Here is a 20,675-nt window from a genome sequence, read left to right on the forward strand (position 1 = left end):
CCTTGCGGTCCCCGTCACCCGGGAAGCTCACCCGCCTCGTGGCCCGATCGCTCCACCCCTTCTCCGGATCCCGGCGCGGAGCGAAGTCCCCTGGAAGCGGAGAGAGTGTGCGGACCTTGTGGACTCCCGTGCGTCGCCCTGTGATCGGTGTCTCCCACGGCTGACGTATCCGCCGCACACAAGGCAAACTGGCGTGGTTGCTCAGGATGTCTAGGGGGACTGCATGGACGGTGTACCGGACGGTGTACCGCGCGTACCGGAGCAGCGGCGTTCCGACTCCTCGGCGGATCCGCCGAAGTCGGGGGAGTCGGTGGAGTCAGGGGGATCGACGGCGCGGGCGGCGCTGCGCTTCGGCGTGCTCGGGCCGGTGCGCGCCTGGCGGGGCGACGAGCCGCTCACCACCGGTTCCCCCCAGCAGCGCGCCCTGCTGGCCGCCCTGCTGCTGCGCGAGGGCCGTACGGCCACGGCCGCCGAGCTGATCGACGCCCTGTGGGGCGAGGAACCGCCCTCGCAGGCCCTGGCGGCGCTGCGGACGTACGCCTCCCGGCTGCGCAAGGTGCTGGACCCCGGCGTCCTGGTCAGCGAATCCGGCGGATACGCGGTACGGGACCTCGGCGACGGCGCCCTGGACGTGACCGTCGCTCAGGACCTGGCGACCGAGGCAGAGAAGGCCCGGTCGGCCGGCGACCTCTGCCACGCCCGCGAGGTGCTGCGGCAGGCCCTCGCCCTGTGGGACGGGGAGACACTGGCCGGCGTGCCGGGCCCCTACGCGGAGGCACAGCGCGTCCGCCTGGAGGAGTGGCGGCTCCAGCTCGTCGAATCCCGGCTGGACATGGACCTGGAGCAGGGCTGCCACGCGGAGGCCGTCTCGGAGCTCACCGCCCTCACCGCGGCCCATCCGCTGCGCGAACGACTGCGCGAGCTGCTGATGCTGGCGCTCTACCGCAGCGGCCGCCAGGCCGAGGCCCTCGCGGTCTACGCCGACACCCGGCGCCTGCTCGCCGACGAACTGGGCGTGGACCCGCGCCCCGGCCTGAGCGAACTGCAACAGCGGATCCTCCAGGCGGACCCGGGTCTCGCGGAACCCTCCTCCCCGGCCCCCGAGCCGGCCGCCGTCCCGGTCCGCCCGGCCCAGCTGCCCGCGACCGTGCCGGACTTCACCGGCCGCTCCGGCTTCGTGCGCGAGCTCGGCGACATCCTGGCCTCGGCCGAGAACCGGGTCATGGCGGTCTCGGCCCTGGCCGGCATCGGCGGCGTGGGCAAGACGACCCTCGCCGTGCACGTGGCCCACCAGGCGCGCGGGGCGTTCCCGGACGGGCAGCTGTACGTCGACCTCCAGGGCGCGGGCGCCCGGGCGGCGGATCCGGAGACGGTCCTGGGCTCCTTCCTGCGCGCCCTCGGCACGGCCGACACGGCGATCCCCGACTCCCTGGAGGAGCGCGCGGCGCTGTACCGCTCGGTGCTGGCCGGCCGCCGCGTCCTGGTCCTGCTGGACAACGCCCGCGACGCCGCCCAGGTACGTCCGCTGCTGCCCGGCACGGACGGCTGCGCCGCGCTGGTCACCTCCCGGGTGCGGATGGTGGATCTCGCGGGCGCCCATCTGATCGACCTGGACGTGATGTCGCCGGACGAGGCCCTGGCCCTGTTCACGAGGATCGTGGGCGAGGAGCGGGTGGCGTCCGAACGGAAGGCCGCCCTGGACGTGGTCGCGGCCTGCGGCTTCCTGCCGCTGGCGATCCGCATCGCGGCCTCCCGGCTGGCGGCCCGCCGGACCTGGACGGTGTCGGTCCTCGCGGCGAAGCTCGCCGACGAACGCCGCCGCCTGGACGAACTCCAGGCCGGCGACCTGGCGGTGAAGGCCACCTTCGAACTGGGCTACGGCCAGCTGGAGCCCGCCCAGGCCCGCGCCTTCCGCCTGCTGGGCCTCGCCGACGGCCCGGACATCTCCCTCCCGGCCGCGGCGGCCGTCCTGGACCTGCCCGTGGAGGACACCGAGGACCTCCTGGAGTCCCTGGTGGACACGTCCCTGCTCGAGTCGGCCGCTCCCGGCCGCTACCGCTTCCACGACCTCGTCCGGCTCTACGCGCGTGCCTGTGCGGAGAGGGACGAGCTGCCGCCGAGCGAGCGGGGGGCGGCGCTGTCGCGGCTGCTGGACTTCTACCTGGCGTCCGCGGCCGGGGTGTACGCGATCGAGCGGCCCGGCGACGGGCTGGTGGACCACCTGGAGCCGGCCTCGTATCCGGGGCTGCGGTTCGACAGCCGGCACGCGGCGCAGGACTGGCTGTACGCGGAGGCCATCTGCCTCCTCGCGTGCGTACGGCAGTCCGCGGGGCTGCCGGACACCCTCCCCCGGGCGATCGACCTGCTGTGGGCCGCGCACGACCTGTCCGAGTCGGGAGCCAACTCCCGGGAGTACGAGGCGACGGCCGAGGCGCTCCTGGACGCGGCACGGCAGTTCGGCCTCACGCGGGCGGAGGCCCGGGCGCTCATGACGCTCGTCAACGTCCACCACGTCGGCGGCCGCTTCGAGCGGGCGGACCAGGAGGCGGAACGGGCCATCGTCCTCGCGCAGCAGGCCGGCGACCTGCTGCCCGTCTGCTGGGCCAGTAACGCCCGCGGCATCATCGCGCTCTACCAGAACCGGCACGAGGACGGCGAGGAACACCTCTCCCGGGCCATCGAGCACTTCCGGGCCCTGGGCGACCGCCCCGGCGAGGCCGCCGCGCTGTGCAACCTGTCCCGGATCCACCTCGCGACCGGGCGGACCCAGAGCGCGGTCGCGCTCGCCCAGGAGGGCATCGACATCTACGACGCCATGGGCAACTCCATGCGCGGGGCGAACGCCCGCTACGCCCTCGGCCTCGCCCTCACGCAGAGCGGTGAGCTGGGCGACGCGGCCGGCCGGCTCCAGGAGGCGCTGGAGGTGTTCCGGGACAGCAGGCAGCGCCTGTGGGAGGGCATGAGCCTGTTCCGGCTGGCCGAGGTGGATCTCGCCGCCCGGCGCCCCGCACAGGCCGCCGCCAACGCCGAGATGGCACTCACCGTGCTGCGCGGCATCGGCGGGGAGTGGCGGCGGGGCAACGTCCTCACCGTCCTCGGCCGCGCGCTCAGTGGCATAGGGCAGACCGGCCGGGCCCAGGTGTGCTGGCAGGAGGCGGCGGCGATCTACGAGGAGCTGGGCTCGCCCGAGGCCACCGAGGTGCGGGCGCTGCTGTCGCCGGTGCGGGCGGCCTGAGGCGCGGGGCGCGCGTTCATCATTCGTTTATCGCTCCCCGCCATGCTTGATGCAGTCGATCCGTCGCGTCGGGGGGCAGACGGGTCACTGCGCAGGGCCTGCCACCGCCGAACTAGGGTGAGCGGCCCAGGCGGGCCCGCCCGGTCACCCTCGGGGAGTGACCGGGCGGGCCCGCCGACCTCACTGCTTGATCCATGCCAAGGGGAGTTGACGATCATGGGCGACGAGCTCAAGCCGCAGGACCTGCACGCCACGGGCGGCACGGACGGCGAGGCCTCGACGGAGGACCTGCACGCCACGGAAGAGGGTGCCGTGCGGACGCAGGACCTGCACGCCACCGACGAGCCGCTGGAGACCAAGGACCTGCACGCCACGTCGGAGCCCTTCAAGCCGACGAAGTAAGCCATCTCCACACGGGGTTCGGCCGCGGCGGCGCGGAGGGGGAGCCGTCGCGGCCGAGGTGTGTCCGCGATGACCCGGGTGCCTCGAGGCGGCCCGAAAGTTATCCACAGGCCGCCAAGCCGCTCGCTGCGGGGTGACGGGCCGGGGGATTGGAGCAGGTGGGCCAATGGCTACGGACCCGCCCAGGTGCGCTGCGGCTGACGGCGCCCACACGCTCCAGTACCCATCCAGCACTCATAGCTGACGCTCCGTCAGATCAGCGCTACCGTGACCCCATGGACACCCACGAGAGCACGTTTCCGCTGATCATCTCCGTGGACGACCACACCGTCGAGCCCGCGACCGTCTGGCAGGACCGGCTCCCGGAGAAGTACCGGGGCACCGGTCCCCGGATCGTCCGTGCGCCCGTGAAGGAGATGACGTTCCTCGGCGGGCGCTTCAAGCCCGTCATGGGCGCGCCGGGCGACGAGGGCCCCGTCGGTGACTGGTGGGTCTACGAGGACCTCCGCCGGCCCCTGACCCGCCTGGACACCGCCGTCGGGTACGACAGGGACGAGATACGCCTGGAGGTCATCACCTACGAGCAGATGAGGCCCGGTTCCTACGACGTCCCGGCCCGGCTCGCCGACATGGACGTCAACCACGTCCAGTCCGCCCTGTGCTTCCCGACGTTCCCGCGCTTTTGCGGCCAGACCTTCACCGAGGCCAAGGATCATGAGCTGGGGCTGCTCTGCGTCCGTGCCTACAACGACTGGATGGTGGAGGAGTGGTGCGGCCCCGAGGCGCACGGGCGGCTCATCCCGCTCACCCTGATCCCCCTCTGGGACCCCGAGCTGGCCGCCGCGGAGGTCCGGCGGAACGCCGCCCGCGGGGTGCGTGCCGTCGCCTTCTCCGAGATACCGCCGTACCTCGGGCTGCCCTCCGTCCACACCGACGACTGGGACCCCTTCCTCGCCGCGTGCGACGAGACCGGCACGGTCGTCGCCATGCACATCGGCAGCAGCAGCCGGATGCCCTCCACCTCCGCCGACGCCCCGCCCGCCGTCGGCTCCACCATCACCTTCGCCAACTGCTGCTTCTCGATGGTCGACTGGCTGATGAGCGGCAAGTTCGAGCAGTTCCCGAACCTCAAGGTCATGTACGCCGAGGGGCAGATCGGCTGGATCCCCTACATCCTGGAGCGCGCCGACGTCGTGTGGGAGGAGAACCGCGGCTGGGGCGGCGTCGCCGACAAGGTGCACCGGCCGCCGTCCGAGCTGTTCGCCGAGCACGTCTACGGCTGCTTCTTCGACGACGCCTTCGGGCTGCGCAACCTGGACGCGATCGGCCTGGGCAACGTCCTCTACGAGACCGACTACCCCCACTCCGACAGCACCTGGCCCAAGTCCCGCGAGGTCGGCGAGGCGCAGATGGGGCACCTGGAGCCGGAGGTGGTGGAGCGGATCGTGCGGCGGAACGCGATCGAGCTGCTGGGCCTGACCGACGACGGACTCTGGGACGGGGCGCGGTGAGCCTGGCCTACGGGATCCAGCTCCCGGTCCAGTCCCAGAGCACGATCTACGCCGAGCCCTGGGAAGCCGCCGCCGGGCCCGAGGACCTGCTCGCCGTGGCCCGCGCCGCCGACCGTGCCGGGTTCGCCTACCTGGCGAGCTGCGACCACGTCGCCATCCCGCGCCGCCTCGCGTCCGCGATGAGCACGGTCTGGTACGACCCGGTCGCCACCCTCGCCTTCCTCGCGGCGGCCACGGAGCGGACCCGGTTGCTCAGCCACGTCGCCGTGGTGGGGTTGCGGCATCCGCTGCTCACCGCCAAGCAGTACGCCACCCTCGACCATCTCTCGGGCGGCCGGCTGATCCTCGGGGTCGGGGCCGGGCATGTGCGGGAGGAGTTCGAGGCGCTGGGGGCCGACTTCGAGCGGCGCGGGGCCGTGCTGGACGAGTCGATCGACGCCCTGCGCGCCGCCCTGGGCGAGGAGGAGTTCCCCGAACACCACGGCAAGCTGTACGACTTCGAGGGGCTCGGGCAACGGCCGCGCCCGGCGCAGGACCGGGTCCCCGTCTGGGTCGGCGGGTCCTCGCCGGCCGCTCTGCGACGGGCCGCGCTCAAGGGCGACGGCTGGCTGCCGCAGGGAGACCCGAGGGACGTGCTGCCGGACCGGATCGCGCGGATACGGCGGCTCAGGGAAGAGGCCGGCATCGAGGGGCCGTTCACCGTCGGGGCCATCGCCGAGCCCCTGTACGTCGGGACGCCGGGCTGGGACGTCGGGCGGCGGACGGTCAGCGGCCCGGCCGAGACGATCGCCGAGTCCTTGCGGGCCTACCGCGCGATGGGGGTGGACCAGGTCCAGGTGCGCTTCCGTAGCCGGAGCCGGGACGAACTCGTCGCGCAGATCGGGCAGTTCGGGAAGGAGGTCGCGCCGCTGCTGCCGTAAGCGCGTTCCTTGAAAGCTTGAACATGTCCACGCCGATCTCCGTATGTACGGACGTACGGACACGTACGGACTCGTACGGCTTCGGCGGAAGGACACAATGACGTGCGCACTTCCCGGAAACTCTCCGTCGCCCTCGCCTGCCCGGAGGGCCCCTGGCCGCATCCCGACTGGCCGGCCACGGACGACCCGTACGTCGAGCGGGCGGTGAGCCTGCGCCCGCCCCCGCCCTTCCGCGTCCCGGACGGCGTCGACGTCGTCGTCCTGCGCTGCGCCGAACCGGTCGACGGGCTGCGGGAGTTGCGGGCCGACGGCGTTCCGGTGATCGTGATCGGTCCGGCCCGGAACGCCGAGACCATCGTGGAGGTGTTCCGGGCCGGCGCCGGATACCTGGTCGAGGGCGACTACTGCACCTGCATGCTCTCCTCGGCCGTCGTCGGGGCCACCATCGGGCACACCTACCTCTCCCCGGCGGCCTGCGCGGCCCTGCGCGAGGGGGCCCGGCAGGTGACCACCGAGGACACGGCGCTGGAGCGGCTGCGCGGGCAGCTCTCCCCGCGCGAGCGGCAGATCATGGAGCTGCTGTCGACCGGCCTGGGCGCGCAGGAGATCGGGCTGCGGTTACGGCTGAGCGAGAAGACCGTCCGCAACAACCTCAGCAACATCTACGCCAAGCTGGACGCGCGCGGCAGCACGGACGCGGTCCTGAGATGGCTGGGAGCCGCGCCCGTGCTTCGCATCTGAGAACCTCCAGAGCGGTTCTTCTACTCCGCGGGAATCTGCGACAGCGGGATCTCGACGTCGGTGACGTTCTCGCCGGCCTCACCGAATCCCGGTTCGGACCTCAGGGCGCGCGTGGAATTCTTCAGGCCCGACGCCTCAGGCGTTCCGCACTTCACGTTGCGCAGCCACAGCCGCCCGTCCGGGGTGCCGTTCTTCAGGATCTGCGGGTAGAAGACGTGCACGCTCGTGGCGCCCTCGCTCGGCGAGAAGAAGACCTTGCCGCCGTCCTGCGCCTCCTTGTATGTGGCCTTGAGGTAGCCGCTCACGTCGGTGCGCTTCGCGGACCACATGAAGAACCCGACGCTGTCCGGCTGCACGGTGTCCGTCCTGCTGAACTGCAAGGTGGTCGTCTTGTCGTCGCGCGTGATGTTGATCTCGGACGTGCTGAACTTCGCGCCGATCTCGAAGAAGGAATTGCCGAGTTTCGTGTCGGCGCCCGCGGTGAATCCGTCCTCCAGCTGAGTGGTCCTGGTGACGGACGTGCTCACGTTGAAGGTCTTCGAGGCGGTGCTCGTCGATCCGCAGTTGTCGGTCACCGCGGAGACGCGCTGATTGGGGCCGAGGCTGTTCCGCTTGAACTGGACGTCGACGAACTCGCAGTTCTCCAGCTTGTCGGAGTCCGCCGCGCAGTCGGCGGTCACTTCGGAGGGGGTGGCGGCACCCGCGGGATTCATCAGCGGCACGGCCACCGCGACGGCCGCGATCGGGGCCAGGGCGAGGGTGATGCGCTTCTTCTTGCTCCGGTGGCTTCTCGAGCGGCCGGTGCGTGTCATGGGGTTCTCCTGTGGGGGAAGGAAGGCTGCGGTCGGTCAGCGGTCGGTCAGCAGTCGGTCAGTACGGCCTTGGAGGTGCCGTCCACGACACCCGGCGCACCGGCCGCGCCCGGCAGCACGACCGGGCCCTCGACGACCTCCGGCGCCACGAAGTTCTGTTCCGGGGTGGCGTTGGTGACGGTCGTCGCCTCACGGGCGTCGATCCGCACCCGCCATTCGCCCGTCATGCGCTGCATCTTCGGCGTGAACTCCATGTGGAGGACCTTGCCGACGGGGACTTCCCGCTGTTCCGTGTCACCGGCGGTCGCCGACCTGACGGTCATGTCGAGCGTGCCCTTGTGCTTGACCCAGGATCCGCTCAGCGCCCCGAAGAGCCCCCCGGCCCCGCCCTGCTGGGTGGAGGTGTACTTGCCCTGGCCCTGTGCGGTCGTCGCCTGCCAGGTGACCGACACCTTCGCCGGCTCGGTGGCGTCGGGTTCGCAGTTCGGGAAGTCGATGGAGGCCTTTTCGGCCGGCCCGTCGAAGGTCTCGAACTTCGTCTCGACGAAATCACAGTTGTCGGAGGCGAAACTCGGTCCGGCGATGGGGTGACCGCCGAAATCGAAGATGGACTGCTGCTTTCCGTTGAGCACCTTGGCCCGCTCGCACATCGTCATGATCTGCTCGGGCGTCTTCTCGTCGGCGGCGTTCGCCGACGGCAGCAGCACCGTGGCCACGGTACCACCGGTCACGAGAGCCGATCCGATCGCGACGATCCTGATCTTCCTGTTCTTCAGTCTTCTCTTGGCCATGGGCCCGATCCTGGAAGGTCCCGACCGGCCCCGACAGGGTCAAACATCCCTACTTGCGGGTTACGTGAGATTCGCCTCAGCAACGGTCAGGTCTTGCATCTGACGCACCGTCAGGTATGCCGGTACGATGCCCAGTCCACCGTGTCCACCGCGCGAAGGGGGCTGCCATGGGCAAGCTCGACGGACGGGTCGTCATCATCACCGGAGCGGCGCGCGGCCAGGGCGAGCAGGAGGCCCGGCTGTTCGCGGCCGAGGGCGCCCGGGTGGTCGTCGCGGACGTCCTCGACGACCAGGGCGAGGCCCTCGCGAAGGAGATCGGCGCCCGGTACGTCCACCTCGACGTCGGCCGGGAGGACGACTGGCGGGCGGCCGTCACCGCCGCCCAGGACGCGTACGGCCGGATCGACGGGCTCGTCAACAACGCCGGCATCCTCCGCTTCAACTCCCTCCTCGACACACCCCTCGACGAGTTCATGCAGGTCGTCCAGGTCAACCAGGTGGGCTGCTTCCTCGGCATCAGGGCCGTCGCCCCCGGGATGGCCGACGGGGGCACGATCGTCAACACCGCCTCGTACACCGGCCTGACCGGGATGGCGGCGGTGGGTGCGTACGCGGCGAGCAAGCACGCCGTGGTCGGGCTGACCCGGGTCGCCGCGCTGGAGCTGGCCGGGCGGGGGATACGCGTCAACGCCGTCTGCCCGGGCGCCATCGACACCGCGATGTCCAACCCGGCCCGGCTGGACCCGAGCGCCGACACGGAGAAGGCGGCGAGGGGGCTCGACCGGCTGTACCGCAAGCTCGTGCCGCTGGGGCGGGTCGGGCGGCCGGATGAGGTGGCGCGGCTCGCCCTGTTCCTGTCGTGCGACGACTCCTCCTACATCACCGGGCAGCCGTTCGTGATCGACGGCGGGTGGCTGGCGGGTGTGAGCGTCATCTGACCGGCAGCCGATGGCTGCCTGACGGTTCGTCATCTATTGACGCTCCCGAGGAGCGGTGGAACAGTCGGAGCCACGTATCTGACGAACCGTCAGAACTGACCGTGGGGCGGTGAATCTCCTTGGAATTCGGGGTCTTCGTACAGGGATACGTGGGCAAACGGGCCGAGACCGACCCGCTCGCCGAACACAAGGCGCTGATGGAGGAGACCGAGTACGTCATCCAGGCCGACAAGTCGGGCTTCAAGTACGCCTGGGCCTCCGAACACCACTTCCTGGACGAGTACTCGCACCTGTCCGCCAACGACGTCTTCCTGGGGTACCTGGCACACGCCACCGAGCGGATCCACCTGGGCTCGGGCATCTTCAACCCCCTCGCTCCGGTCAACCACCCGGTGAAGGTCGCCGAGAAGGTCGCCATGCTCGACCATCTCAGCGAGGGGCGGTTCGAGTTCGGCAGCGGGCGGGGCGCCGGCTCGCACGAGATCCTGGGGTTCATGCCGGGGGTGACCGACATGAACCACACCAAGGAGATCTGGGAAGAGACCATCGCCGAGTTCCCCAAGATGTGGCTCCAGGACGAGTACGCCGGCTTCCAGGGCACACACTGGTCGCTGCCGCCGAGGAAGGTCCTGCCGAAGCCGTACGGCGGCTCCCACCCGGCGATGTGGTACGCGGCCGGATCGCCGCCGTCGTACGCCATGGCCGCGAAGAAGGGGCTCGGCGTGCTCGGCTTCAGCGTGCAGAAGGTCTCCGACATGGAGTGGGTGCTGGAGCAGTACAAGACGGCGATCGTGGACGCCGAGCCGGTCGGTGACTTCGTCAACGACAACGTGATGGTGACGACGACGGCGATCTGCGCGCCGACGCACGCGGAGGCGGTGCGGATCGCGGCGAACGGGCAGCTGCACTATCTGCCGTCGCTGGTGTTCCGGTACCACGACACGTTCCCGCGGCCCGAGGGGTTTCCGGTGTGGCCGGAGACGCTGCCGGAGTACACCGAGGAGTTGGTGGAGGTCCTCATCGAGGAGGAGCTGCTGATCTGCGGGGATCCGGACGAAGTGCTCACGCAGTGCAAGCGGTGGGAGCAGGCGGGGGCGGACCAGTTGAGTTTCGGGTTGCCGGTGGGGGTGCCGAAGGAGGAGACCCTGCAGACGATTCGGCTGGTCGGGGAGCACGTGATTCCCAAGATCGATACGGATCCTGTGCATCGGACTTCGCGGTTCCGCAGGGGTGTTTGATCGCCGTTGGCGGGTGCGGGTGTGTGGGGGCTGGTCGCGCAGTTCCCCGCGCCCCTGGAGGGACATACCGCTCAAGGAGTTGAGGGCTCATGCTCGATCACGTCATCAAAGGTGTGACCGTCGTGGACGGGACAGGCGCCCCGGCCTATGCCGCCGACATCGGCATCCAGGACGGGCGGATCGCCGTCATCGGTGAGGTCACTCAAGAAGGGCGCACAAGCGAGGACGCCACCGGCCTCGTCCTCGCCCCCGGCTTCGTCGACCCCCACACCCACTACGACGCCCAGCTCTTCTGGGACCCGTACGCGACGCCCTCCCTCAACCACGGGGTCACCACCGTCGCGGGCGGCAACTGTGGGTTCACCCTCGCGCCGCTGAACCCTGCCCGCCCAGAGGACGCCGACTACACGCGGCGGATGATGTCCAAGGTCGAGGGCATGTCGCTGGTGGCGTTGGAGGAGGGGGCGCCCTGGAGCTGGCATTCCTTCGGGGAGTACTTGGACGCCCTGGAGGGGCGGATCGCCGTCAACGCCGGGTTCATGGTGGGGCACTGTGCGCTGCGGCGGTACGCGATGGGGCCGGAGGCCATCGGCGGGCAGCCGTCCGGCGAGCAACTGGCAGCGATGGTGGGGCTGTTGCGGGAGGCCATGGACGCCGGGGCCTGGGGGCTGTCCACCACCCAGTCGACCAGCCACTCCGACGGCGACGGAAAGCCGGTCGCCTCCCGGCACGCCGGGCCGGCCGAGCTGCTGGCGCTGTCGCGGGCCGTCGGGGAGCACGAGGGCACGCAGATCGAGGCGATCGTCGCGGGCTGTCTGGATCAGTTCAGCGACGCGGAGATCGACCTGTTCGTCGAGATGAGCGCGGCGGCGGGGCGGCCGCTGAACTGGAACGTGCTGACGATCGACGCGGCCGTGCCCGAGCGCGTGCCCCGGCAGCTCCTGGCGAGCGAGCAGGCGCGGAAGGCGGGCGGCCGGGTCGTGGCGCTGACCATGCCGATCCTCACGCCGATGAACATGTCGCTGGGGACGTTCTGCGCGCTGAACCTCATCCCCGGGTGGGGGCCGATCCTGGGGCTGCCCGTGCCCGAGCGGATCGAGAAGCTGCGTGACCCGGACGTACGGGACGGGATGCTGCGGCGCGCCCGGTCCAAGGAGGCGGGCGTCTTCCGGCGGCTGGCGAACTTCGGGCGGTACGTCATCGGCGACACCTACAGCGAGGCGAACGCCGGGCTGACCGGGCGGGTGGTCGAGGACATCGCCGAGGAGCGCGGCCAGGAGCCCTTCGCGTGCCTGGTGGAGATCTGCGCCAACGACGGGCTGCGCACGGTGCTGTGGCCGATGCCGCCCGACAACGACCCGGCCTCCTGGGCGCTGCGGGCTCAGACCTGGCGGCACGAGGACGTGCTGCTCGGCGGGTCCGACGCGGGCGCGCACCTGGACCGGATGTGCGGGGCGCCGTACACGACCCGGTTCCTCGGGGACTGTCTGCGCGGCCGGAAGCTGGTCGGCCTGGAGCAGGCCGTGAAGATGCTGACCGACGACCCGGCCCGGCTCTTCGGCCTGCGCGAGCGGGGGCAGGTGCGGGAGGGCTGGCACGCGGACCTCGTCCTGTTCGACCCGGAGCGGATCGACGCGGGCCCGGCCACCCTGGTGCACGACCTGCCGGGCGACAGCCCGCGGCTGGACTCCCGGGCGCTGGGCGTGCGGGCCGTGTGGGTCAACGGGGTCGAGGCGATCCGGGACGACGTGGTGACGGGTGCCGTGCCGGGGCGGGTGCTGCGCTCCGGCCGGGACACGGAAACGGTGAGCACGAAGTGACGGCACGGCAGGCGCTGTTCGTCGGCGGCTCCTGGGTGGAGCCGGACGGCGGGCACTACGAGGTGATCGACCCGGCGACCGAGCAGACCGTCGGGTGGGCGCCGGAGGCCTCGCGGGATCAGGTGCACGCGGCCTGCGCCGCGGCCCGCGAGGCCTTCGGGCCGTGGTCGGCCACGCCTGTCGAGGAGCGGGCGGCGGTCCTCGCCCGGGCCGCGGACGTCATCCGGGACCGTCTCGTGCCGTACGCCGAGCTGGCCCGGGCGGAGACCGGCGCGACCACCGGTACCGCACGCGCCATGCAGGTCGGGGTCGCCGCCGCCCGCTTCAGGCGCTACGCGCGCGTGGAGCCCGCCGAGTGGGCGATCCCGCCGCAGATCAACGAGGGCGGGCCGATGGGGCGGGCGGGCGTCATGGGAGCACTCGCCGTCCGCCAGCCCGTCGGGGTCGTCACCTGCATCACCTCGTACAACAACCCCTGGGCCAACCCGGCCGGCAAGATCGCCCCGGCCCTGGCGATGGGCAACACGGTCGTGGTGAAGCCGGCGCCCCAGGACCCCCTGTCCGTCTACCGCATGGCGGAGGCGCTGGAGGCCGCCGGTGCACCGCCCGGCGTGGTGAACGTGGTCAGCGGTGCACGGACCGAGGTCGGCGAGGCGGCCGTCGACTCACCGGACGTCGACATGGTCAGCTTCACCGGCTCCACGGCGGTCGGGCAGCGCATCGCCGAGGTGTGCGGTTGCGGCATGAAGCGGCAGTTGATGGAGCTGGGCGGGAAGGGCGCGGCGGTCGTCCTGGACGACGCCGACATCGGCTCGGCGGTCGCCGGGATCGGCACGACCTTCTCCTTCTACAGCGGCCAGATCTGCACGGCACCGACCCGGGTGCTGGCGCAGCGGGGCATCTACGACCGCCTCGTCGGTGAACTGGCCGCGTACGCCCGCCGGTTGAAGGTGGGCGACCCCCGGGAGCCGGACACGGTGGTCGGGCCGGTGATCTCGGCGGCGCACCGGGACCGGGTGGAGTCGTACGTAGAACTCGGCCGGAAGGAAGGCGCGGTGGTCGTCACGGGCGGCGACCGCCCCGGCCTGCCGACCGGCTTCTACGTCGCCCCGACCCTCCTCGCCGACTGCACCAACGACATGCGTGTGGCGCGCGAGGAGATCTTCGGCCCGGTGGTCGTCGTCATCCCCTTCGAGGACGAGGAGGAGGGCGTGGCACTGGCCAACGACACCGACTACGGCCTCATCGACTACGTCTGGTCGGCCGACGTGGCCAGGGCCTTCCGGCTGGCCCGGCGCCTGCGGGCCGGCGGCGTCGGCGTCAACACCGTGGGCCGCAACATGGAGGCTCCCTTCGGCGGCTTCAAGCAGAGCGGCGTCGGCAGGGACGTCGGCTCGTACGCCCTGCACGCGTACAGCGAGGTGCAGGCGATCGTGTGGCCGGGGTGAGGGCCGCGCGCCAGGTGGCGGTCAGTCCGTCAGATCCACCCGCACCGTCAGCAGATCCGTCCCGAACGCCCGCACACCCAGCCCGTTGAACCTCGGCAGTCGCCGCAGTCGCGCCACCGGGTCGTCGTCCGGCAGCAGGTGTGCGACCCCCGTGTGCCACCGCCCCCGGATCCGCACCCGCACCCGCGGATCGGCCTTGATGTTGCGCACGTACTGCGACCGTTCGCCGAACTCCGACACCAGCCAGAAGGAGTCGCCGGCGCGGCGGCCGCCCACCGGGGTGCGGCGGGGCAGGCCCGAGACGCGGCCCTTCGTCTCCAGGATGGTCTGGAGGGGAAGGCGCCGCATGAGCGGGTTGACGCGGCGCTGGAAGGACGTGGCGGCGCGGAACCTTACGTCGGCGAGGCGGGACATCGTCGCGGGTCTCCTTCGCACGAAGCTCTCACGGTTTCTGCAACCGTTCCTGCTTCAATGATCCCTGACGCGGCGGGACGAGAGCGGGTGGCTGCGGATGCGGATCGTGACGTGGAACCTGTGGTGGCGCTTCGGGCCCTGGCAGGCACGGCAGAAGGCGATTCTGACGGCCCTGAGGGAGCTGCGCCCCGACGTCGTCGGCCTCCAGGAGGTGTGGGCCGCCGACGGCGAGAACCTCGCCGAGTGGCTGGCCGGTGAGCTGGGCCTGCACTGCGCCTGGGCCCCCTCGCCCGCCCCGGAGCGGTGGCGGCGGCGGATCGGGGATCCCACGGTGGACATAGGCAACGCCGTGCTCAGCCGATGGCCGGTCGTGGACCGGGACGTGCTGCCGCTGCCCGCCCCGGCCGACACGAACGACGGCCGGCTGGCCCTCTACGCCCGCCTGGCCGGCCCTCACCACGAAGTGCCCTTCTTCACCACCCACTTCACCTCTGCCGTGCACGCCTCGGCGGTCCGCTGCCGCCAGGTCGCCGCGCTCGCCGAGTTCGTCGCCCGGCACCGCGGCGACACCCCGTTCCCGCCCGTCGTCACCGGCGACCTCAACGCCTGGCCCGACTCCGACGAGGTCCGTCTCCTCGGCGGCTACAAGACCGCCCCGGCCGTGCCCCGCCAGGTCCTCCTCGACGCCTGGGAGTACGCCGACCCGGCCGCCCCCGCCGCCACCTGGGACGCCGCCAACCCGTACGTGGCGCCGACCCACGAGCCCAGCGTGCGCATCGACTACATCCACGTGGGCCCGCCCGGCCCCGGCGGACTCGGCCACGTACGGGACGTCCGGCGGGTGTGCGACGGCCCGGTGGACGGGGTGTGGCCCTCCGACCACGCGGCGGTGGTGGCCGACCTTGCGGACCGGGCGGACCAGGACAGGGCCTGACCTCCCGCGTCAGCCGGCCGCGCGCCCCAGGAAGATCGGGTTCGTGAAGGCGGCCAGCGCCCCCGGCACCGGCCCCGCCGCCGCCTCGTGCCGCAGTTCCGCCCGTACGTACGCCGCGTACGACGGCGTCGTACGCCACTCGACGACACCCGAGCCGGACACCGGCAGCGGGGCGCTGGTGTGCAGCACGCCCTGGTCGGTGACCAAGCGGACCGTGCAGCGCGGGGCGCCCGTGACCTCCAGGCGGACGGTGACCGGGGTGTCGCGGTCCACCCGCAACCGCTCGCCGATGCCCGCGTGTTCCCCGCGCCCGCCGGACGCCCGGAACGACAGCTCGACCTTGGCGGACTCGGCGACGTACGACCGCCCCGCCCGGATGCCCTCCTGGATCGCCTGCCGGGTCAGGTCGTCGGCCAGGACGACCGTCTGGGGCCGCCCGACGGCGTCCGGGTCGCGGTGGGCGTCGCTGCTGCCCATCGCGGGGATCCAGTCGCGCCCGTCCCGTACGGACGCCACCAGCATGCTGTCCCAGTCGGCGAGGGTCACCTCGTCGTCGGGCGTGTAGGGGCCGTTCCACACCTCGACCGCGTCCGCCTCGCCGAAGCCGAACTTCCAGTTGCAGCCGACGCACGTGGCGTGCGGGTGGGCCGGGACGACCAGGCCCCCGGCGCGGCGGATCTGGCGGGCGAAACGGCCGAAGCGGTTGTCCCGGGCCCGGTAGCGCCAGTCGACGAAGGTGCCCGGGTCGGTGCCGAGCGCGACGACGTGGCCGTTCCTCGTCGTGACCTCCTCGCCCAGCATGACCAGCAGGTCGTCCCCGGCCACGTCCGCCCAGTGGGCGTGCGCCGCGTGGGTGTTGTGCTCGGAGGAGTTGATGAAGTCCAGGCCCGCCGCCCGCGCCAGCGCCCCGATCTCGGCGGGGGTGCGGCGGCCGTCGGAGTACCAGGAGTGCAGATGGCAGTCGCCCCGGTACCAGGCACGGCCCCGGCCCCCGGCCCGGTCCGGCGGGTACACCGGCCGGGCGGCCTCGCCCGGCTCGCCGTACGTCAGCGTGATCGTGATCTCGTACGACAGGCCCTGCGGGGCGACCGTGTACGGGCCGAGCGCGATGTGCCAGGTGCCCTCGCGCACCGGGCCCGGGAGGTAGCCGGGCGTCGCCTCGTCCGCGCGGATGAAGAACTCCGTGCGCGCCCCGCCCGACCAGCCCCTGAAGCCCCGGCCGCCGAGCTCGGTGCCGCGGTCGTCGAAGATGCCGATGTCGAGGGCGTTGCCGGTCGTGCCGGCCGGGACGGACGGGCGGTCGTAGGTGTAGGCGACCTTGAGCTCCCGGACACCGGCCGGGACCTCGACGGGCACGTACACGAAGTCCGGGGAACCGGGCGGCAGGGTGCCGCGCACCGTTCTGCTCTCCTGCTCCCCGTCGGCCGCTGCGGCGAAGCTCACGCTTCCCAAGGTAAGCGCGGCGGCCGCTCCCGTCACGAACAGCGCGCGCCGGCCGAGCCCACCGTGATTGTCCTCGCACATGCTGCTGCTCCCCAGGTGTCGTCCGCTGACATGGCATGGGTGGTGCGGGGGTGGTGCGGTGGAACCCTTGTACTGAGGCGTGAACCGGCGTGCAAGGGAAGGGAATCCGGGGGCGGGAAACAGCCGAACAAAGTCGCATCCTGGCACGCCGACCGGTCGGTATGGACAGTCGACTCCCTCCCGGGTACAGATAACTCATGCGCATCGCCGTGACGATCTTCCTCACCGACGAGACGATCACCCCGACCCGGCTCGCACGCGAGCTGGAGGACCGCGGGTTCGCCGGGTTGTTCCTGCCCGAGCACACGCACATCCCCGTCGAGCGGACCACCCCGTACCCCGCGGGCGGCGAGCTGCCGCGCGAGTACGGCCGTACGCTCGACCCGTTCGTCGCGCTCGGCCAGGCCGCCGCCGTCACCGAGCGGCTCGGGCTCGGCACGGGCATCACGCTCGTCGCCCAGCACGACCCGATCGACCTGGCCAAGCAGGTCGCGACCGTCGATCACCTGTCCGGCGGCCGGTTCACGCTCGGGCTCGGCTTCGGCTGGAACGTCGAGGAGGCCGCCGACCACGGCGTGCGGTGGCGCACCCGGCGCGAGCTGGTGCGGGACCGGATGGCGCTGATGCGGGCGCTGTGGTCGCAGGAGCCGGTGGCGTACGAGGGGGAGTTCGGCAGCGTCCGGGCCAGTCACGCGCACCCCAAGCCCGTCCAGAAGCCGCGCGGCCCCGTCATCGGCCCGCGCACGCTCCTCGGCGGGGCCGCCGGGCCCAAGCTGTTCGCCCACATCTGCGAGTACGCCGACGGCTGGCTGCCCATCGGCGGGCGCGGCCTCTCCGAGTCCATGCCGCTGCTGCGCACCGCGTGGACCGACGCGGGCCGCGACCCCCAGGCCCTCCACGTCGTCCCGTACGCCGTCCACCCCACCCCGGGCAAGCTCGCCCACTACGCGGACCTGGGCATCGAGGAGATCGTGGCGCAACTGCCGCCGGCGGGGGAGGCGGAGGTGCTGAAGGCCCTGGACGGGCTCACGCGGTATCTTCCAGGTACCTGACAACTCGCTGACAACTCGGTCCGGACACAGGGGGAGAGCACGGCGTCATGAGGCTTGCCTGGTTATCGTGGCTCGCGCGGCATTTCACCGAATACGGCTACAGCCAGGGGCTGTTGCGCGCCTCGATCGGCACATCGGCGGTGCTCGTGACCGCCGCGCTGGTCTGGTTCGGCCTGCAGCACCGCAACAGGCCCTTCGCCGTGGCCCTCAGCGGCCTCGTGTCCGCCCTGGGCATCGGGTGGCTGGCCTTCCACTGACGGGCCCCGGCCGAGTTGATCAGGGCGATCGTATGCTCGAAGGATGACGACTTCCGCGACCTCCGGAACCGGCCCCACCGAGAACTCCATGCGTCGCGCCCTGAAACGGGCCAGGGACGGCGTCTCCCTCGACGTCGCCGAGGCGGCCGTCCTGCTCCAGGCCCGGGGTGCGCACCTGGAGGACCTGGCGGCCTCGGCCGCCCGGGTGCGGGACGCGGGCCTGGAGGCAGCCGGCCGGCCCGGCGTCATCACGTACTCCAAGAGCGTCTTCATCCCGCTGACCCGGCTGTGCCGGGACAAGTGCCACTACTGCACGTTCGTCACCGTCCCCGGCAAGCTGCGGCGGGAGGGCCACGGGATGTTCATGTCCCCCGACGAGGTCCTGGACATCGCCCGCAAGGGTGCCGCGCTCGGCTGCAAGGAAGCCCTCATCACCCTCGGCGACAAGCCCGAGGACCGCTGGCCGGAGGCGCGCGAGTGGCTCGACGCGCACGGCTACGACGACACCATCGCCTACGTCCGCGCCATCTCCATCCGCATCCTGGAGGAGACGGGGCTCCTTCCCCATCTGAACCCGGGCGTCATGTCCTGGACCGACTTCCAGCGGCTGAAGCCCGTCGCTCCCAGCATGGGCATGATGCTGGAGACGACCGCGACCCGCCTCTGGTCCGAGCCGGGCGGCCCTCACCACGGCTCTCCCGACAAGGAACCGGCCGTCCGCCTGCGCGTCCTGGAGGACGCCGGCCGCTCCTCCGTGCCCTTCACCTCGGGCATCCTCATAGGCATCGGTGAGAACTACGAGGAGCGCGCCGAGTCCCTGTTCGCGCTGCGCAAGGTGTCCCGGGCCTACCACGGCGTCCAGGAGCTGATCATCCAGAACTTCCGCGCCAAGCCGGACACCGCGATGCGCGGCATGCCCGACGCGGAACTGGACGAACTGGTCGCCACGGTGGCCGTCGCCCGACTCCTCATGGGCCCGAGCGGCTGTATCCAGGCCCCGCCCAACCTCGTCGACGACGAGTACGAGCGGCTGATCGGCGCCGGCATCGACGACTGGGGCGGGGTGTCCCCGCTGACCATCGACCACGTCAACCCCGAGCGGCCCTGGCCGCAGATCGAGCAGCTCGCCGAGAAGTCCCGGGCCGCCGGGTTCGAGTTGCGCGAACGGCTGTGCGTGTACCCGGAGTTCGTCCGGCGCGGCGAGCCCTGGCTGGACCCGCGGCTGCGCCCGCACGTGGCCGCGCTGGCCGACCCGGAGACCGGCCTCGCCCGCCCGCAGGCCCTCCCGGAGGGCCTGCCGTGGCAGGAGCCGGAGGAGGTCTTCGTCGCGTCCGGCCGTACGGACCTGCACTCCTCGATCGACAGCGAGGGCCGCACCTCCGACCGCCGGGACGACTTCGACGAGGTGTACGGCGACTGGGGCGCCCTGCGCGAGGCCGCCGCCCCGGGCATGGCACCGGAGCGCATCGACACCGACGTACGGCAGGCCCTGCGCACCGCGGCCGACGACCCCACGAAGCTCACCGACGACGAGGCGCTGGCCCTGCTGCACGCGGACGGCCCGGCCCTGGACGCCCTCGCGCGGGTCGCCGACGAGGTACGGAAGTCGGCCGTCGGTGACGACGTCACCTACATCGTGACCCGCAACATCAACTTCACCAACGTCTGTTACACGGGCTGCCGGTTCTGCGCCTTCGCCCAGCGCCGCACCGACGCCGACGCCTACACCCTCTCCCTCGACCAGGTCGCCGACCGGGCCCAGCAGGCCTGGGACGTCGGCGCGGTGGAGGTCTGCATGCAGGGCGGCATCCACCCGGACCTGCCCGGCACGGCGTACTTCGACATCGCGCGGGCGGTGAAGGAACGCGTCCCCGGCATGCACGTGCACGCCTTCTCGCCGATGGAGGTCGTCAACGGCGCGACCCGCACCGGCATGTCCGTCCGCGAGTGGCTCTCGGCGGCCAAGGAGGCCGGCCTGGACACCATCCCGGGCACGGCCGCCGAGATCCTCGACGACGAGGTCCGCTGGATCCTGACCAAGGGCAAGCTGCCCGCGGCGGACTGGATCGACGTCGTGACGACGGCCCACGAACTGGGCATCCGGTCGAGCTCGACGATGATGTACGGGCATGTCGACCAGCCCCGCCACTGGCTGGGCCATCTGCGCACCCTGGCCGGCATCCAGCAGCGCACCGGCGGCTTCACCGAGTTCGTGACGCTGCCGTTCGTGCACACCAACGCGCCGGTCTACCTGGCGGGCATCGCCCGCCCCGGCCCGACCATGCGGGACAACCGCGCGGTCACGGCCATGGCCCGGCTGCTGCTGCACCCGTACATCCCCAACATCCAGACCAGCTGGGTGAAGCTGGGCACCGAGGGCGCGGCCGAGATGCTCCGCTCGGGCGCCAACGACCTCGGCGGGACGCTCATGGAGGAGACCATCTCCCGGATGGCGGGCTCGTCGTACGGCTCGTACAAGTCGGTCAAGGACCTCATCGCGGTGGCCGACGCCGCGGGCCGCCCGGCGAAGCCCCGGAACACCCTGTACGGGGAGGTCCCGCAGGAGCGGCAGCGGGCGGCGCAGGCGTCGGACGGACACCTGCCGGAGCTGCTGCCGGTGCTGGACTGAGCGGCTGAC

Annotated in this window: 17 protein-coding genes; 13 read left to right on the forward strand and 4 right to left on the reverse strand. The window is 71.9% G+C overall.

Annotation, left to right across the window (positions count from 1 at the left end; genetic code table 11):
• Positions 1-223 precede the first annotated feature (223 nt).
• From MQE23_RS25420 to MQE23_RS25440, 5 genes are all read left to right on the forward strand, one after another.
• Positions 224-3,235: a BTAD domain-containing putative transcriptional regulator gene (locus MQE23_RS25420; RefSeq protein WP_020275116.1), complete on the forward strand. Its 3,012-nt coding sequence runs from the start codon at positions 224-226 to the stop codon at positions 3,233-3,235.
• A 216-nt stretch (positions 3,236-3,451) separates the two neighbouring features.
• Positions 3,452-3,637, forward strand: a complete 186-nt coding sequence (locus MQE23_RS25425; RefSeq protein WP_037671516.1) for a hypothetical protein — start codon at positions 3,452-3,454, stop codon at positions 3,635-3,637.
• A gap of 275 nt (positions 3,638-3,912) precedes the next feature.
• Positions 3,913-5,148 carry an amidohydrolase family protein gene (locus MQE23_RS25430; RefSeq protein WP_020275118.1) on the forward strand — a complete coding sequence of 412 codons (1,236 nt, stop codon included), beginning with the start codon at positions 3,913-3,915 and terminating at the stop codon, positions 5,146-5,148.
• Positions 5,149-5,150: 2 nt separating this feature from the next.
• Entirely contained in the window at positions 5,151-6,068 is a 918-nt protein-coding gene (locus MQE23_RS25435) for a TIGR03619 family F420-dependent LLM class oxidoreductase (RefSeq protein WP_037671527.1), read from the forward strand.
• Between the two features lie 102 nt (positions 6,069-6,170).
• The gene (locus tag MQE23_RS25440) at positions 6,171-6,809 is read left to right on the forward strand and encodes a response regulator transcription factor (protein WP_020275120.1); all 639 of its coding nucleotides are present in this window, start codon (positions 6,171-6,173) and stop codon (positions 6,807-6,809) included.
• A 20-nt stretch (positions 6,810-6,829) separates the two neighbouring features.
• Here MQE23_RS25440 and MQE23_RS25445 read toward each other — a convergent pair whose 3' ends face one another.
• Positions 6,830-7,621 (reverse strand): hypothetical protein, encoded by a 792-nt coding sequence (locus MQE23_RS25445; RefSeq protein WP_020275121.1) that lies wholly within the window; start codon positions 7,619-7,621, stop codon positions 6,830-6,832.
• A gap of 47 nt (positions 7,622-7,668) precedes the next feature.
• Positions 7,669-8,412 carry a hypothetical protein gene (locus tag MQE23_RS25450; RefSeq protein WP_243380395.1) on the reverse strand — a complete coding sequence of 248 codons (744 nt, stop codon included), beginning with the start codon at positions 8,410-8,412 and terminating at the stop codon, positions 7,669-7,671.
• 167 nt (positions 8,413-8,579) lie between these two features.
• Here MQE23_RS25450 and MQE23_RS25455 point away from each other — a divergent pair, with 167 nt between their 5' ends.
• The 4 genes from MQE23_RS25455 (at position 8,580) to MQE23_RS25470 (ending at position 13,856) form a co-directional block, all read left to right on the forward strand.
• Positions 8,580-9,350 carry a glucose 1-dehydrogenase gene (locus MQE23_RS25455; protein ID WP_243380396.1) on the forward strand — a complete coding sequence of 257 codons (771 nt, stop codon included), beginning with the start codon at positions 8,580-8,582 and terminating at the stop codon, positions 9,348-9,350.
• Between the two features lie 119 nt (positions 9,351-9,469).
• Positions 9,470-10,588, forward strand: coding sequence for an LLM class flavin-dependent oxidoreductase (locus tag MQE23_RS25460; RefSeq protein WP_020275124.1), 1,119 nt, complete (start codon positions 9,470-9,472; stop codon positions 10,586-10,588).
• Between the two features lie 89 nt (positions 10,589-10,677).
• A complete protein-coding gene (locus MQE23_RS25465; RefSeq protein ID WP_020275125.1) occupies positions 10,678-12,408 on the forward strand; it encodes a D-aminoacylase in 1,731 nt (576 codons plus the stop codon).
• Positions 12,405-13,856 (forward strand): aldehyde dehydrogenase family protein, encoded by a 1,452-nt coding sequence (locus tag MQE23_RS25470; protein ID WP_243380397.1) that lies wholly within the window; start codon positions 12,405-12,407, stop codon positions 13,854-13,856. The genes MQE23_RS25465 and MQE23_RS25470 overlap by 4 nt, the downstream gene beginning before the upstream one ends.
• Positions 13,857-13,877: 21 nt before the next feature.
• On the opposite strand, the gene MQE23_RS25475 is transcribed toward MQE23_RS25470, so the two are convergent.
• Entirely contained in the window at positions 13,878-14,270 is a 393-nt protein-coding gene (locus MQE23_RS25475) for a nitroreductase/quinone reductase family protein (protein ID WP_243380398.1), read from the reverse strand.
• Positions 14,271-14,367: 97 nt separating this feature from the next.
• Between MQE23_RS25475 and MQE23_RS25480 the strand changes: the two genes are divergently transcribed.
• The gene (locus MQE23_RS25480; RefSeq protein WP_020275128.1) at positions 14,368-15,204 is read left to right on the forward strand and encodes an endonuclease/exonuclease/phosphatase family protein; all 837 of its coding nucleotides are present in this window, start codon (positions 14,368-14,370) and stop codon (positions 15,202-15,204) included.
• Between the two features lie 9 nt (positions 15,205-15,213).
• Here MQE23_RS25480 and MQE23_RS25485 read toward each other — a convergent pair whose 3' ends face one another.
• On the reverse strand, positions 15,214-16,728 hold the full coding sequence (locus MQE23_RS25485) for a CehA/McbA family metallohydrolase (RefSeq protein ID WP_037671518.1): 1,515 nt from the start codon (positions 16,726-16,728) through the stop codon (positions 15,214-15,216).
• A gap of 197 nt (positions 16,729-16,925) precedes the next feature.
• Here MQE23_RS25485 and MQE23_RS25490 point away from each other — a divergent pair, with 197 nt between their 5' ends.
• From MQE23_RS25490 to MQE23_RS25500, 3 genes are read left to right on the forward strand one after another with little or no spacing between them, the layout of a single operon-like run.
• Positions 16,926-17,780: an LLM class F420-dependent oxidoreductase gene (locus tag MQE23_RS25490; RefSeq protein WP_020275130.1), complete on the forward strand. Its 855-nt coding sequence runs from the start codon at positions 16,926-16,928 to the stop codon at positions 17,778-17,780.
• 47 nt (positions 17,781-17,827) lie between these two features.
• On the forward strand, positions 17,828-18,037 hold the full coding sequence (locus tag MQE23_RS25495; protein WP_020275131.1) for a hypothetical protein: 210 nt from the start codon (positions 17,828-17,830) through the stop codon (positions 18,035-18,037).
• Between the two features lie 43 nt (positions 18,038-18,080).
• Positions 18,081-20,666 (forward strand): bifunctional FO biosynthesis protein CofGH, encoded by a 2,586-nt coding sequence (locus MQE23_RS25500; RefSeq protein WP_020275132.1) that lies wholly within the window; start codon positions 18,081-18,083, stop codon positions 20,664-20,666.
• Positions 20,667-20,675 lie beyond the last annotated feature (9 nt).

The sequence above is a fragment of the Streptomyces sp. HP-A2021 genome (genome assembly GCF_022807935.1).
Taxonomy (GTDB): Bacteria; Actinomycetota; Actinomycetes; order Streptomycetales; family Streptomycetaceae; genus Streptomyces; species Streptomyces afghaniensis.